The sequence below is a fragment of the Acinetobacter bouvetii DSM 14964 = CIP 107468 genome, assembly GCF_000368865.1.
In the GTDB taxonomy this organism is placed as follows: domain Bacteria; phylum Pseudomonadota; class Gammaproteobacteria; order Pseudomonadales; family Moraxellaceae; genus Acinetobacter; species Acinetobacter bouvetii.
Window position 1 is genome coordinate 50,732 of record NZ_KB849727.1, and the last position, 12,553, is coordinate 63,284.

Annotated in this window: 17 protein-coding genes and 1 tRNA gene; 11 read left to right on the forward strand and 7 right to left on the reverse strand. The window is 41.8% G+C overall.

Annotated features, from left to right (window positions below):
- The first annotated feature begins 142 nt into the window (after window positions 1-142).
- The 5 genes from F941_RS07265 to F941_RS07285 are packed head-to-tail and all read left to right on the forward strand — an operon-like array spanning window position 143 to window position 3,704.
- Window positions 143-751, forward strand: coding sequence for a 2'-5' RNA ligase family protein (locus F941_RS07265; RefSeq protein WP_005009592.1), 609 nt, complete (start codon window positions 143-145; stop codon window positions 749-751).
- Entirely contained in the window at window positions 748-1,269 is a 522-nt protein-coding gene (gene cobU / locus F941_RS07270; protein WP_005009597.1) for a bifunctional adenosylcobinamide kinase/adenosylcobinamide-phosphate guanylyltransferase, read from the forward strand. Before F941_RS07265 ends, cobU begins: the two co-directional genes overlap by 4 nt.
- A complete protein-coding gene (cobT, locus tag F941_RS07275; protein ID WP_005009598.1) occupies window positions 1,266-2,318 on the forward strand; it encodes a nicotinate-nucleotide--dimethylbenzimidazole phosphoribosyltransferase in 1,053 nt (350 codons plus the stop codon). The genes cobU and cobT overlap by 4 nt, the downstream gene beginning before the upstream one ends.
- Window positions 2,319-2,358: 40 nt before the next feature.
- Window positions 2,359-2,961 (forward strand): histidine phosphatase family protein, encoded by a 603-nt coding sequence (locus F941_RS07280; protein ID WP_005009599.1) that lies wholly within the window; start codon window positions 2,359-2,361, stop codon window positions 2,959-2,961.
- On the forward strand, window positions 2,958-3,704 hold the full coding sequence (locus F941_RS07285; RefSeq protein ID WP_005009602.1) for an adenosylcobinamide-GDP ribazoletransferase: 747 nt from the start codon (window positions 2,958-2,960) through the stop codon (window positions 3,702-3,704). The genes F941_RS07280 and F941_RS07285 overlap by 4 nt, the downstream gene beginning before the upstream one ends.
- Before the next feature lie 606 nt (window positions 3,705-4,310).
- Here the strand turns inward: F941_RS07285 and F941_RS07290 are convergent.
- Both F941_RS07290 and F941_RS07295 read right to left on the reverse strand, forming a co-directional pair.
- Complete coding sequence (locus tag F941_RS07290) at window positions 4,311-5,021, reverse strand: LrgB family protein (protein ID WP_005009604.1); 711 nt, start codon at window positions 5,019-5,021, stop codon at window positions 4,311-4,313.
- A 1-nt stretch (window position 5,022) separates the two neighbouring features.
- The gene (locus F941_RS07295; protein WP_005009607.1) at window positions 5,023-5,469 is read right to left on the reverse strand and encodes a CidA/LrgA family protein; all 447 of its coding nucleotides are present in this window, start codon (window positions 5,467-5,469) and stop codon (window positions 5,023-5,025) included.
- Window positions 5,470-5,568: 99 nt separating this feature from the next.
- On the opposite strand from F941_RS07295, the gene F941_RS07300 reads away from it, so the two are divergent.
- Both F941_RS07300 and F941_RS07305 read left to right on the forward strand, forming a co-directional pair.
- Window positions 5,569-6,468 (forward strand): LysR family transcriptional regulator, encoded by a 900-nt coding sequence (locus tag F941_RS07300; RefSeq protein WP_005009609.1) that lies wholly within the window; start codon window positions 5,569-5,571, stop codon window positions 6,466-6,468.
- Between the two features lie 98 nt (window positions 6,469-6,566).
- Window positions 6,567-7,049: a winged helix-turn-helix transcriptional regulator gene (locus tag F941_RS07305; protein ID WP_005009612.1), complete on the forward strand. Its 483-nt coding sequence runs from the start codon at window positions 6,567-6,569 to the stop codon at window positions 7,047-7,049.
- A 31-nt stretch (window positions 7,050-7,080) separates the two neighbouring features.
- Here the strand turns inward: F941_RS07305 and F941_RS07310 are convergent, their stop codons facing one another.
- Genes F941_RS07310 through tusD form a run of 4 tightly spaced genes read right to left on the reverse strand, consistent with a single transcriptional unit; the run spans window position 7,081 to window position 8,485 of the window.
- Window positions 7,081-7,392: a TusE/DsrC/DsvC family sulfur relay protein gene (locus F941_RS07310; protein WP_005009615.1), complete on the reverse strand. Its 312-nt coding sequence runs from the start codon at window positions 7,390-7,392 to the stop codon at window positions 7,081-7,083.
- Window positions 7,393-7,412: 20 nt separating this feature from the next.
- Entirely contained in the window at window positions 7,413-7,709 is a 297-nt protein-coding gene (locus F941_RS07315; protein ID WP_005009616.1) for a hypothetical protein, read from the reverse strand.
- A gap of 12 nt (window positions 7,710-7,721) precedes the next feature.
- Window positions 7,722-8,072, reverse strand: a complete 351-nt coding sequence (locus F941_RS07320) for a hypothetical protein (RefSeq protein WP_005009618.1) — start codon at window positions 8,070-8,072, stop codon at window positions 7,722-7,724.
- Between the two features lie 44 nt (window positions 8,073-8,116).
- Complete coding sequence (gene tusD / locus F941_RS07325) at window positions 8,117-8,485, reverse strand: sulfurtransferase complex subunit TusD (protein WP_005009619.1); 369 nt, start codon at window positions 8,483-8,485, stop codon at window positions 8,117-8,119.
- A gap of 840 nt (window positions 8,486-9,325) precedes the next feature.
- Between tusD and F941_RS07330 the strand changes: the two genes are divergently transcribed.
- Window positions 9,326-10,216, forward strand: a complete 891-nt coding sequence (locus tag F941_RS07330) for an alpha/beta hydrolase (RefSeq protein ID WP_005009620.1) — start codon at window positions 9,326-9,328, stop codon at window positions 10,214-10,216.
- A 48-nt stretch (window positions 10,217-10,264) separates the two neighbouring features.
- Here the strand turns inward: F941_RS07330 and F941_RS07335 are convergent, their stop codons facing one another.
- Window positions 10,265-10,606: a hypothetical protein gene (locus tag F941_RS07335; RefSeq protein WP_005009621.1), complete on the reverse strand. Its 342-nt coding sequence runs from the start codon at window positions 10,604-10,606 to the stop codon at window positions 10,265-10,267.
- Window positions 10,607-10,992: 386 nt separating this feature from the next.
- Here F941_RS07335 and F941_RS16210 point away from each other — a divergent pair, with 386 nt between their 5' ends.
- The 3 genes from F941_RS16210 (at window position 10,993) to F941_RS16825 (ending at window position 12,279) form a co-directional block, all read left to right on the forward strand.
- Window positions 10,993-11,280 carry a hypothetical protein gene (locus tag F941_RS16210; RefSeq protein WP_081400537.1) on the forward strand — a complete coding sequence of 96 codons (288 nt, stop codon included), beginning with the start codon at window positions 10,993-10,995 and terminating at the stop codon, window positions 11,278-11,280.
- 98 nt (window positions 11,281-11,378) lie between these two features.
- Window positions 11,379-11,455, forward strand: a tRNA-Met gene (locus tag F941_RS07340).
- Between the two features lie 701 nt (window positions 11,456-12,156).
- Window positions 12,157-12,279 carry a hypothetical protein gene (locus tag F941_RS16825; RefSeq protein ID WP_018572489.1) on the forward strand — a complete coding sequence of 41 codons (123 nt, stop codon included), beginning with the start codon at window positions 12,157-12,159 and terminating at the stop codon, window positions 12,277-12,279.
- The last annotated feature ends 274 nt before the right edge of the window (window positions 12,280-12,553 follow it).

Consider the following 12,553-nt stretch of genomic DNA (forward strand, 5'->3'; position numbering starts at 1 on the left):
CATAGAAATCTTTTTGCAGAATGAATAAAATTCAGTTCAAAATGAATATTGCTAAAGCAACAAGCCATCCTAATTCTTCAAATTCATGCTTAAATATATGAAATAATTTCATTGTGATGTGCGTGTGTTTCTTTTGCCTTCAATGCCAGTGGTGCCAACGCTTGCACATGACTATCCTGAGTGGCATAAAGGCCGTACCGCATTTTCCCTCTGGTATTTAGAGGTTAACTCTCCTGAGCTGCTCAATTATTTAGAGCAGCTGCGTGCGGAGTTTTCAGATTTTTTATTTCAGCCCAACACCCGCCAGTTTCATATTACTTTATTTATCTGCGGTTTTTGGGAACCATACAGGCAATTCGACGACGATTTTATTTTTCAGCAGTTAGATGCGCAAATGCTCCAATTGCAAGAGCTAAACCTTTCGCCGTTTAAACTGAAAACAGGCAAAATCAACAGTTTTGAAAGCGCATTGTTTATTGAAGTAGAAGATAGCCAAGGCATTTTAAATGCAATCCGCCGGCAGTTTTATCAATGTTCAAGCGAAATTGCGCCGCTCAGCTATTGCCCGCATATTACAATTGGCTTATATGGCCATGCTCTGAACAGCGATGATGTGTTTTTGCGCATGCAGCAAATTGAGCAGCACACTTTTGAGATCGACGTGCAGCAGCTGACTTTCGGTACCTATGCAGCGCAGCAGCTGCAGGGGCCGCTTTCAGTACATCAGCAATTTACTCTGGACAGCTTATGATTCAATTCATTTTAGGTGGTGCGCGTTCTGGTAAAAGCCGTTTAGCGGAACAGACCGCTATTGCATCGAACAAGCCTGTTGCATATATCGCAACGGCTCAAGCTTGGGATAATGAAATGCAGGAACGCATCGTGCACCATCAGGCGCAGCGTCCAGCAGCATGGACATTGGTTGAAGAGCCCTTGCATTTGGCCGCGCGCTTAAAGCAGCTGGACCAAGAGGGGCACGTGATTTTAGTGGACTGTCTGACGCTGTGGATGAGCAACCTCTTAATGCAGAAAGATGAAAACATTCAATCAGATGAATGCGCTCAATTATTGCAGATTTTACCTTCATTGCAGGCAGAGATTTTACTGGTCAGCAATGAAACAGGTTTGGGCGTTGTGCCGATGGGGCAAATCAGCCGTAAATTTGTGGATGAAAGCGGCCGCCTGCACCAGCAATTGGGGCAGATTGCTGACAAAGTTATATTTTGTGTCGCGGGTTTTCCCATGTTTTTGAAAGGAGATAAAGCATGAACTGGTGGTTAGATGCGTGTAAAACGCCAAGTGAAGAAGCAAGACAGCAAGCTGAGGCGCGCCAGCTTCAACTCACTAAGCCGACAGGTTCATTGTCTGAGTTAGAACGTACTGCGGTACAGCTGGCAGCTTTGCAAAATCAGGCGAAGCCAGAAGTGACACTGCCATGGATTGCTATTTTCGCAGGTGACCATGGCGTAATGGAAGAAAATATCTCAGCTTATCCGCAAGCGGTAACCCGTCAAATGCTGCAGAATATTGCATCTGGCGGCGCCTGCATCAGTGTGATTGCCAAAGAATATCAAGCCCAGCTGCAGGTGATTGACTGCGGTTCAGTAGGTGACGCCTATGAATATGCCGGGGTAGAACGCCATTGCATTATTCCTGGCACAGCCAATTTTGCTAAACAGCTTGCCATGACTGAAGCGCAGTGCATAGATGCGGTGAATTTAGGCCGTCAAAGCGCTGAAAAGGCATTGGCGCAAGGCGCTTCGATTTACATTGCTGGTGAAATGGGGATTGGCAATACCTGTTCAGCATCTGCTGTCGCCTGCTTTTTATTAAATGAACCTGCAGAGCAGCTGACAGGTGTAGGCACTGGAATTCGCGCTGAGCAGCTGGCGCATAAAAAGCAGGTTATTGATCAGGCCTTGGCGCTGCATAAAGATTATGTAGGTACAGATGCTTTCAAGGCCTTATGTGCTGTAGGCGGTTTGGAAATTGCAGCCATGGCGGGGGCATATATCCGATGCGCGCAAATTGGCTTGCCAATTGTCGTGGATGGCTTTATTTCAACAGTATCTGCGTTAGTGGCTGTTCGGCTGAATTCAGCGGTCCGTGACTGGATGCTGTTTGGGCATCAATCTGCAGAGTATGGCCACCGCCGCCTGCTGGATGAGCTGAAGGCTGAACCATTGCTGAAACTGAATTTACGCTTAGGTGAAGGCAGCGGTGCGGGAGCATCTCTAGGGGTGATTAAGCTGGCATGCAGCCTGCACAATAACATGGCCACTTTTGCTGAAGCCGCAGTAACCGGTGAAAAAGTTTAATCCTATTCAGGCATAATAGTTCAAGGATTCGGTAAATCAGATGTTTCAGATTGATCTGCTTCGGCATGGAAAAACGGCATTAAGCCATACTTTGCGCGGATCGACTGATGATGCGCTGACCGCTGAGGGCTGGCTGCAAATGCAGCGCACGTTAGACCAGTCTTTGGCAATGCAGCGGCAATGGGATGTGATTGTCTGTTCGCCGCTGCAGCGCTGCCACCAATTTGCGGCACAGGCTGCACAGCAGCTGGGTCTGGAATTGATGATTTTGCCAAGTCTGCAAGAAATGCATTTTGGTGACTGGGAAGCCGTAGAAGTACAGCATCTTTATGACACTGAACCGAAAGCGCTGGAACAGTTCTGGCTGCAGCCCACGCGTTTCAGCCCGCCAAATGCTGAAACGATGCAGGATTTTGAAAATCGGGTAATGTCGGGGCTTGGGCAAATGCTTCAAATTTTGCAAAGCCATAAATATCAGCGGGCGCTGGTTGTGACCCATGGCGGTGTGATTAAGCTGCTGAAATGCAAGGCGCTGAATCAGCCTCTGGATGACATCTTAAAAATGAATGCAGAACTGGGCCAGTTAAGCCATTTTGAAATGCCGGATGCTGAAACGATTTATTTAAGTGAGCAGCACAGATGACGCCATTTTGGATTGCATTGCAATTTCTGACGGTATTTCCAGTCCAATTAAAAGCAATGCCCAGCAAACAGCAAAATGGCCAATCCTTGCTGTTTTATCCAGTGGTCGGGCTGATGATAGGCGTCATTCTTTTTGCAATTGCTTATATATTGCAGGCCATTCCAGCCATACTGCTGTCCAGCGCAATTTTGGTGATTTGGATTTGGCTGACTGGCGGGCTGCATTTGGATGGTTTGGCTGATACTGCTGATGCCTGGGTGGGCGGCTTTGGCGATGCAGAACGGACTTTGAAAATTATGAAAGATCCCGCCTGCGGGCCGATTGGCGTACTCAGCCTGATTATCATCTGTTTATTAAAGTGGTCAGCGATTTATCTGCTGCTGCAAAAACAGCTGTACAGCGCGCTTATTCTTTTTCCAATTTTAGGCCGTTTGGCGCCTTTATTTTTATTTCTCACAACTCAATATGTGCGCGCCAAGGGCTTAGGCAATTCAATGGCTGATTTTATTCCGCGCACGGCTTCATGGGGACTGTTTAGCGCAGTAATCGTAGCGTCTTGGTATTTTTCATGGCTGGGATTGATTGCCAGTATCAGTACATTAATCACCTTGCTTTACCTGCGCCGTAAATTTATACAGCGGATTGGCGGGATTACCGGGGACACCGTTGGAGCCGGTATTGAAATTTCCGAATGTGTCAGCTTATTGGCTTTTGTGATTGGCAGTTTTTATATTGCTGTTTAAATGAAATATATTGATCAGAAAATGATGGGGTAAATAATCGTATGAGTCGAATAATTATTCACACAGCCATTTTTAATATTAATTAAAAATCAATTTTAAGCAGCAAGAAAGCCGGCGTTTGCTTTTACAGAACAGTATTTATATATTAATACTGTTTTGTTATCGGTTGAAAACCGCTTAAATCAGCGGATATGAAGCCTTGTTCCACTCGATTTTCACGGATACGTGCTGAATTTTCCAGTATTCAGTACACATCAGTTTAAGTTCATGCCTTTGGACAGCAGTCAAAATCAGCTGCCCAGCGACTTTAATATTTACTGATCATCAGCAGCCGGCCCGCATCCTATTGGCGTAAATGGCACAGCATTGCCTTATGATGTGACTGCAGGCGGACATGAATTTCCTGTGAAATATGGAAAGCAAAAATGACGTGCCAGGCAATGGCTCAATGCAGCAAGAAGATAATTATATTCAGGGCCTTTAATGTCCGTGTGGCTGACCAGATTTCTCCGCTGCTGCCGGCAGGCGAGTATAAAGACCAATTGTCAGTTTCTATAGCATACTGATCATGGAACCAGCACTTAAATTGATAACAGTGATGCTCACTTAATTTAAAAGCCATACCGCAGTGTGAATTAAACTAGGCCCTAAAAGCACCATAAATACACCTGCCAGCACCATGCTGAGACAGGCGGCTACACCTTCTTCTTTATGGCGCATAAAAGCCTTGCTGGTGCCAAAGCCATGCGCTGAATTGCCTAAAGCGGAACCTTGCGCAAATTTAGAATGCAGTTTCAAGCCAGCCAATACAAGGTCAGCAAAGGCAACGCCTGCAATACCGGTAATCATGGTGAATAAAATGACTAATTCGACAGAGCCGCCTAAATGAGATGTCAACTCCATGGCAAATGGTGTTGAAATAGACCGCGCCATTAAGCTGTAAGTTGTTTCCTGATTAAAGCTGAATAACTGAGCCAGATAAAATGCGCTGATAATGCCTGACAGCATACCGGCCACAATACCTAGGCTGATCGAAAACAGATGGTTTTTAATGACTTGGCGGTATTCATAAATTGGAATGGCGAATGCAACGGTTGCAGGCCCAAGCATCCAGACAATCCATTGATTTTCTTGCATATAAGTATCGTAAGAAACATGAAATACCAGCATGAAGATGATTAATAGAAACGGCACAAATAAGGCTGGCGACAGCAGCATATATGGAAATTTGCGGTGAAGCTTTTTCACCAGTACATAGCCAATCAGTGTTAAAGCCAAACAGATGACAGACATAAAGTTGATATGAAGGACGTTCATTTTATTTGCCATGCACTATTTTATGATTGGAAGCGTCTTGCGGTTTTTTATGGTTCTTAAATTTTGATTCAAGTTTAAAGCCAAAGAATACACAATAAGCCGTACAGACCATCACGCAGACAGTTCCTAAAACAACAGCTACAATAAGCTGCCAGCCTTGGGTCAAAAAAAGCGCTTTGTATTTAATCAGCCCGACAACAATCGGCACAAAGAACAGCACCAGTTCCGCTAAAATCAAATCCGAGCCTTGTTTGATCCATTGCAGCTTGAAGAGGCCGCTGAGTAACGCTGCCGTCAGCAACAGCAGTCCAATAACTCCGGCAGAAATAGGAAGATTGAACTTTCTTTGAATCAAAGCGCCCATCCACCAAATAAGCACCAGCAAACCAAGCTGTGCTGCTGTTTTTAACAGGTGTGTGAATTTGGGGTATTGCCTTAAAGTGAACATAACTGACTAAATCAATTGGAGTAACGCTATTTTAAAATTGACCCATGCTAATAATTATGAATAATAAAAAAATAATTATGCTTATTTGGAATAATTTAGGTGGATATTAAGGCATTAAATGTTTTTGTCACTATTGTACAGAAGCAGAGCTTCAGTCTGGCTGCAGAAGAATTGTGCGTAACGCAGCCCACGATCAGCAAGATGATCCGCCAGCTGGAAGATGAAATAGGTGTTCCTCTGTTTCACAAAGGCAGTGCTGGGCGCAAGCGTGAAGCCGTCATGACCAATATTGGCGAAAAAATTTATCAGCATGCCTTGGTCATTTTAAATGAACAGCAGCGCATTGTTGAAACAGTGACTCAAGTCCGGGCGTTAAAGCAGGGTAAATTGACTTTGGGACTGCCGCCGCTCAGCTCCGTTTTGCTGAGCGCTTTAATTGCCCAATTTCACCGCCAATATCCAAATATTGAATTGAGTTTTTTTGAAGTCGGCGCAGCAGGCATTGAAGACGCAATTCTTGAAAAAAGAATTGATGTTGGCATTATTTTGGGACATTTAAAACCGTTCTTGAGCGGCATTCAAATTATGAACTCACCGCTGTGCCTGCTATCGCACAGGCAGTCACAATGGCATGACCGTGAACAGGTGTCTTTAATCGAGTTGAAAGAAGAATCCTTTATGCTGTATGCCGATACTTTTACTTTAAACAACATGATTATTCAGGCCTGCAATTATGTCGGATTTGAGCCTAAAGTTGTGTGTAAAAGCAGCCAGTGGGACTTTATTGTTAAAATGGTTGAATCCAATGTCGGCATCGCATTGCTGCCTAAAATTTATTGCGATCAGCTGGATCAGCAGAAATATAATGTCAGCCTTTTGGAAAATCCCAATTTGAATTGGACACTCAGTATGGCATGGAACACGACCGTGGCGATGAGTCCAGCAACGCGCGCGTGGCTGGACATTATAGAGCTGCATTTGGATGAAATTCGTTTTTAGGCGCTTTTTCAGATTATAATATTGAGCAAGTTATGCTTTTCAAAACAGATTTAATCAATTAATTTTAGCCTTATACATCTTGCAGCGGGTTGATCGACATGAAATGGGAAGATATAGGCAGTCAGCCGTGTTCAATAGCGCGGACATTATCAATACTGGGCGACCGCTGGACCATGCTGATTCTGCGCAATGCATTTATGGGCATGCGCCGTTTTGATGATTTTCAGCAAAATTTAGGCGTAACCCGCCATGTCTTATCAGAACGTTTAAAGCGCTTGGTTGAACATGAAATTTTAATGAAAGCCGCCTATTTTGACCGGCAGGAACGTTTTGAGTACCGTTTAACGGATAAAGGGCTTGAGCTGTATCCAATCTTGCTGTCTATGTCGAAATGGGCAGATAAGTGGATGGATGACGGACTCGGCGCGCCTGTGCAATATATTCATCAAGGCTGCGGAGAATCATTTCATCCGGTTATGGTCTGTTCCGAATGCCGGGAAGAGGTCCATGCCAAACAGGTTAAGCCGGTTTTTACCCGAAGCTATTACAATCTGATAAATTCTGAGCAAAAACAGGCTTAGCTTGAAATATTTAAATACCTAAGTGGATGCTTTATAAGCAATTTGCAGGTTTTGGAACACCTGCCAAACGGCTGAGATGGCGTGCGACTAAGCCTGTTTTAAATTTATCCTGCAGAAGGGCATTGTCTATTTCAGGGCTGACCGTTTTCATTAAAAACTTAATCAGCGGGCGGGTGGCGGGTGAATGGCCAAATTGCTGATAAAACTGACGGACGGCCTGCAGCACTTCAAAATGCCAAGACGTCAGCTCCAACTCTAAAGTTTTTGCCAGTTCTTGCGCAACAGCTTCATTCCAAATGGTGTAATCGACTAAATGACCATCTTGGTCGAGTTCTAAGTTCATTTCTAAAACCGATATTTAATTTATTTAATAGAAATACAGCGGGTAAACTGCAGGCACAGCGCTGCGAATTGTTCATAATTAATCAGCTGAATATTCTCTGGAGCTAAATTCAGCAGCGGCTGTTCACATTCCAGCACGTAGCAGTGTTGCAATGCCTGAATCGCCTCATGCGCTGCATGCATGACCGATTCGCCCATGAGAACGACCTGATTGCCGCTGGTATAGAGTTGCTGCAATTTAGAAAGCGCCAATGGAGCAGCAGCATAGCTGGCTTGTATAAGATATAAAGTATTTTCTGAGGGCTTTTTGCCGGACATATATTTCACCGCTTACCAGAACAGAACATGGTCAAATTGTTGAATGAGCGCGGCATTAAACTCCGTGAACTCAAGCTCTTGTGCTGAATGTTGAACAAAGGGATTGTCTTTATGCTGTTCTTCAATCAGCACAGGCGTCAGATCATAGAATTCAAAACTGTCGACCATATTCGATGCGATCTTAAATGCATGTTTCAATTGATTAAATTCAAGCTCAGATGCCAGCAGGCTTAATGCGCCATCTTGCAGTAAAACCTTGACCTCACAGCCAAATGTCGCCAGCACCATTGTGGCAGACAAGCTTTCATGCACCTGCAGGCTGGATAAGTTCGGCTGGGTTAAGATAACAAGTACAGTATTCACACAATCAACCTTTTAAATGCTGCAAATTTTAGGAAATATAGATCTTAAAATTGAATTAAACGCTGCGAGGATTGAACCGCATCGGCCAGTTCACCAAGGCCAACCAGCTCAAAGCCTTCGGCAAGATTATGCTGTTGAATATTGTGCCGCTGGGCATTTTCCTGATCCGTAATTCCGCGGGCCAATGCCGCGCTGACGCAAACCGGCAAACGAATAGCAAGTTTCTGCCATTCTGAAGTCAGTTGGCGCTGATCATCCGGCACCCATTGCAGGGCATTGGCTGTAGCAACAGCATCTTGGTAGAAGAATACACGGAACTCTTCTTCCCTGTTTTGCAAAGCCTGAGCTAGACCTAAAGCATGCCAGGCATGAATAGAAGTAGGTGAGGAGGTTATCAGTAATAAAGTGCTCATTTGAAATTCACTGCGGAAACTGGCAATTGCAGTTGTCTTGTCCAGATTTCATAAGAAAAAGGCATTATACAATGATTTTGGGCGGCATCTAAATAATTCGGTGCTTTATGTGGGAATTGGTTTTTAAATAAGTATTTAAAAACAATAAATTATAATATTTTTTAAATTAAAGAACTCCTTTTTTATCTGCACAGAATTCTCTAGGTTTTCTTTCATTTTCTACTTTATTGATCAACTAAAATACAGTCTGCACCTAACTGCGGCACATTTTTGCTGCCGGTGAGATACAGGCAAGATAACTTACTTTTATGGCCATGAGGATTGGGTTATTTAAATTATTTTTGTACTTTTGATTTATATTCGGCAAAAGAAAGCCATGCAACAGTAGGGCTGATTGATAAATACAGACCCTAATTTAGTGGACTCCGTTCCAAAAATAAAACCCTATATAAAATAGGGTGAGATAGGTGTTACTTAGTTATTGCAGGTTTGCTTAGCCTGCAAACCTTAGACACAGCATAGCTGGATAAGATGACAGAATCGTTAAAAGATAGATGAGCAGGGCTATTTTTTCTTTGTATAAAAAATTATAAGCAGGACAATGATCAGTAAAATGATGGCTGTAATGAATGTATATTCAAGCATAAATTACTCCAATAAAAATTGCCTATAAATAATATGGTACTCGCCCGAGTAAATGATGAATAGAAGAAAATGGTTACGCTTTGATATTGAGGTAAAGTTATTAATTATCATTTGATAATGATAATTAATAACTTGTAGTATGTGGCAACTGACTTAGAAATTAACTGAACAATGACTCTTTGCTTAAAAAATATAATGGCCTATTCATTGGCTGCCGTTTTTGCCATGGGGATGAATGTTGCGACACATGCAAAACCGGAAATCAAACCGCTTGGCGCCAATATTGCAGAATTGGGCTCCGAATATTACAGTTTCAAAGTCAAAGAGTTTGCATCAAACGATAAGCAGCGGATATACAAAGTTTGGCTAGGTATCCCCAAGACCAATCAAAATATTCAACAAAAGTTGCCTGCTGTATTCATGCTGGATGGCAACGCAGTGATGTCTCATCTGAATGATCCACTACTGAAAGCCTTAACTGAAAATGATTCGCCTGTGTTGGTTGCTATAGGCTATAAGACAAACTTGCCGTTTGAATCTGCTTCGAGATCCTTAGACTACACGCCAGCAGATATGGCTGCAGGTAAACCGGAACCTGATCCGCGAAGCCCTGAGCGCATGAGCGGCGGCAGTGCGGAATTTAGAAAGGTGCTTTTAAATAACATTGCACCGTGGGTAGAGCAAAACGTTAAATTGGATGCCAATAAAAGAGCTGTATGGGGTCATTCATATGGTGGCCTATTTGTATTGGACAGCTTGCTGGCAGGGGATTATTTCAGTCATTATTTTGCAGCAAGTCCATCACTGTCATGGGCCGATAATAGAATGATGGATAAAATTCATGCTGTTAAAATTAAAGCGCCGACTGAGAAGCATGTATTGCTGATGGAAGGCGATGTTTCAATGAATGATGGCGAAAAGCAAAGTTCAAATTTTGATATGAACGGCATTGATAAAAACAGAAAAATACTATCGAATTTTGATGAGCAGGGTATTGATGCAAAATTTTTGATTTATCCCAACTTAAAGCATGGCCAAGTATTCAAAGCATCCCTTATGGATGTGCTGCTGAATAAATTGCATTAATCTTTAAAAACGAGAAATTCTCGGTTTTTTTATCAAGTGAATTAACCTTTAACTGCAGCCGATGTTTAATTTTTCTTTGTAGTAGTTCACTGCCATATCCAGGTCATTCAGTAGCTTTGTTTCTGTGTAGTCATGAGGCTGCAGCTGCAACAAAGCAGGCATATAATAGTTTTTATATTCTGCAGGGTAATCTTTGCAGATTATATTGATTTGCTCTGCTTTAGGTGTGTTTGGGTTATCGAGCCTATCCAGATAGTTGCCGATAATCACATCTGATTTTTCGAATTGGGTTTTAGCGGTGCGATTTTCTGCGGGATTCTCAGCCTGTTGCTTTTGGCAGCCGGTGATTGTCAAAGTAATGAGCAGAGTGCTGAGTATTTTTATTTTCATGGTTTTGTCTTGCTGTTATTGATGAATGAATTATAAAGACAAATAGGTAAAAAACCTACATAGAGTGGATTTTGTTTGGAATGCAGCATTAAAGCCGCTGTATATATTCTCCAGGCCTTCTATTATAAAGCGAGGCTGGCTATCTCCAACTTGAGTCATAATAATGTTAAGTAAAATTGCTTTATAGAGACATTCTCGATTCATAATATCTGGATCATTGGTTTTTAAATCAACCTTTCTGCGAATAACTCTATCTTCAGGCTAAAATTCAAACGATCTTGAATAAGGCTGACGTGATTGTCAGCAGCGCCTCGCCCCGCGAAGCTTTTGAGCTTTTTAACTGATTAAAATGGTATAATGGGCTTGTCGTTCAAGTACCTTATTCTATGTCTGAAATCTATAAATACCTATGTACTCAAATGAGTACATTTGGGTCATTGCCAACACATAAAGTTTTTGTAAGCAGCGTGGGCAGGAAGACAAAATTAGTTTTCGCCGATAATACGTTTGTGTATGGCACCGTTTCTGATTGGGCTTTAAGCCACTCTGGCCTTGATTCAAGAAAGTCGGTATGGTCGGAAGAGCCTAAATTATTTTTGGAAAATGAAAAAAGAAGATTGAGTTCATACAAAGCTTTACATCCAAGCTTTATAACAGAAGCGGGAGTTGGTTAATTTTAAGACACTTTTTATTTAATTTATGCCGTAAATGGCTATATTTCAAATAAAGTTTGCTTTGTTCGTGCGAAGGGCGTATAAAGGCACCTCGTTGATGCGGGATGGAGCAGTCTGGTAGCTCGTCGGGCTCATAACCCGAAGGTCGTTGGTTCAAATCCAGCTCCCGCTACCAACGAAAAAAATTTAAAGTTTATATACCCGTCTTCCCATAAGATGGGTATTTTTTTGCCTGCTGTTTTTACCCTTTAATCGGTTTAAAAATGAATTCGGCTGGCCCCAGATTCAAATTCCCTCGAATTTGATGCCTTTAAAAAAGTGAAATTAACCCTATTAATTATTTAGGGAGGCTAGATAGCCCATCTAATGATAATTCCTCTCATATCCCATAATCGAGATTAAGGAGAAAGCTATGATCTATTTCCTTCGTAAATTATTTTGCATTCATGAATATGAATTTGATTACGATCCTGACTGCGGATATATACAAATATGCCGTAAATGTGGAAAAAATGATTAATTAGATTAATTAAAAAGTTCTCCAGTTTGCCGGACGTATTACGGCACAAAGACCCTGCTTAAATCTAGATATTGGCGGGGTTTTTCTTTTTCAGGTTAATGGTGATTGTCATAAATTATGAAAAAAATTAGGAATTTATTATATGGAAGTGGTGGAGATGATTTGATATATTTAAGATTCAAAAAATATAAATAAAACGACTTATAATATTATGAAATATTTATATAAAAAAAATATTCTTTGTGGGATAGTCATCATTTTTTGTTTAGTCTCAATCTTTGAATATATTTCTGCTAGAGTCCATTCTAATCGAATTGATAGTGTGCTTTTTTATGATCAAAGTTTGGAATCCGAATATGGAAAAATACGAAGGTATAAAATCAAAAAATGGTCGCGCACTTTTGATGATTTTGGTACACATTGGCTGCATTATCAGCTTTATCTATATGGCGATAAAAGGAATGGCCAAGTATGGCTAACCATGGAAAAAAAGCCTGATCAATCAAAATTTACTTATAAGATTGAGTGATTTCTGAATAGAACCGCCTTCGGGGCGTTTTTTTAATGGGCGCAATTCATGAATAAAAATGATTATTTTTGGGAAAACCAACAAACAAGCCATTGCCAACAGCCAAAAAAATACTTAGAAGCCGAAGAAATCTTATTGCAGCAATAAGACAAATATTTAAATGGCCATGAAGGTAAATTTCAATTCAAATCTACAGCATCAGAAGAAGGTCCGCGATAAGCTTG

Bases quoted from the DNA above. Each gene is read 5' to 3' on its own strand.
- F941_RS07335 (WP_005009621.1), bottom strand. From the start codon at position 10,606: ATGAAAATAAAAATACTCAGCACTCTGCTCATTACTTTGACAATCACC.
- F941_RS07295 (WP_005009607.1), bottom strand. From the start codon at position 5,469: ATGTTCACTTTAAGGCAATACCCCAAATTCACACACCTGTTAAAAACA.
- tusD (WP_005009619.1), bottom strand. From the start codon at position 8,485: ATGAGCACTTTATTACTGATAACCTCCTCACCTACTTCTATTCATGCC.
- F941_RS16210 (WP_081400537.1), top strand. From the start codon at position 10,993: ATGTCTGAAATCTATAAATACCTATGTACTCAAATGAGTACATTTGGG.
- F941_RS07315 (WP_005009616.1), bottom strand. From the start codon at position 7,709: ATGTCCGGCAAAAAGCCCTCAGAAAATACTTTATATCTTATACAAGCC.
- F941_RS07330 (WP_005009620.1), top strand. From the start codon at position 9,326: ATGGCCTATTCATTGGCTGCCGTTTTTGCCATGGGGATGAATGTTGCG.
- F941_RS07280 (WP_005009599.1), top strand. From the start codon at position 2,359: ATGTTTCAGATTGATCTGCTTCGGCATGGAAAAACGGCATTAAGCCAT.
- F941_RS16825 (WP_018572489.1), top strand. From the start codon at position 12,157: ATGGAAAAATACGAAGGTATAAAATCAAAAAATGGTCGCGCACTTTTG.
- F941_RS07265 (WP_005009592.1), top strand. From the start codon at position 143: ATGCCAGTGGTGCCAACGCTTGCACATGACTATCCTGAGTGGCATAAA.
- cobT (WP_005009598.1), top strand. From the start codon at position 1,266: ATGAACTGGTGGTTAGATGCGTGTAAAACGCCAAGTGAAGAAGCAAGA.
- F941_RS07285 (WP_005009602.1), top strand. From the start codon at position 2,958: ATGACGCCATTTTGGATTGCATTGCAATTTCTGACGGTATTTCCAGTC.
- F941_RS07290 (WP_005009604.1), bottom strand. From the start codon at position 5,021: ATGAACGTCCTTCATATCAACTTTATGTCTGTCATCTGTTTGGCTTTA.
- cobU (WP_005009597.1), top strand. From the start codon at position 748: ATGATTCAATTCATTTTAGGTGGTGCGCGTTCTGGTAAAAGCCGTTTA.
- F941_RS07310 (WP_005009615.1), bottom strand. From the start codon at position 7,392: ATGAACTTAGAACTCGACCAAGATGGTCATTTAGTCGATTACACCATT.
- F941_RS07305 (WP_005009612.1), top strand. From the start codon at position 6,567: ATGAAATGGGAAGATATAGGCAGTCAGCCGTGTTCAATAGCGCGGACA.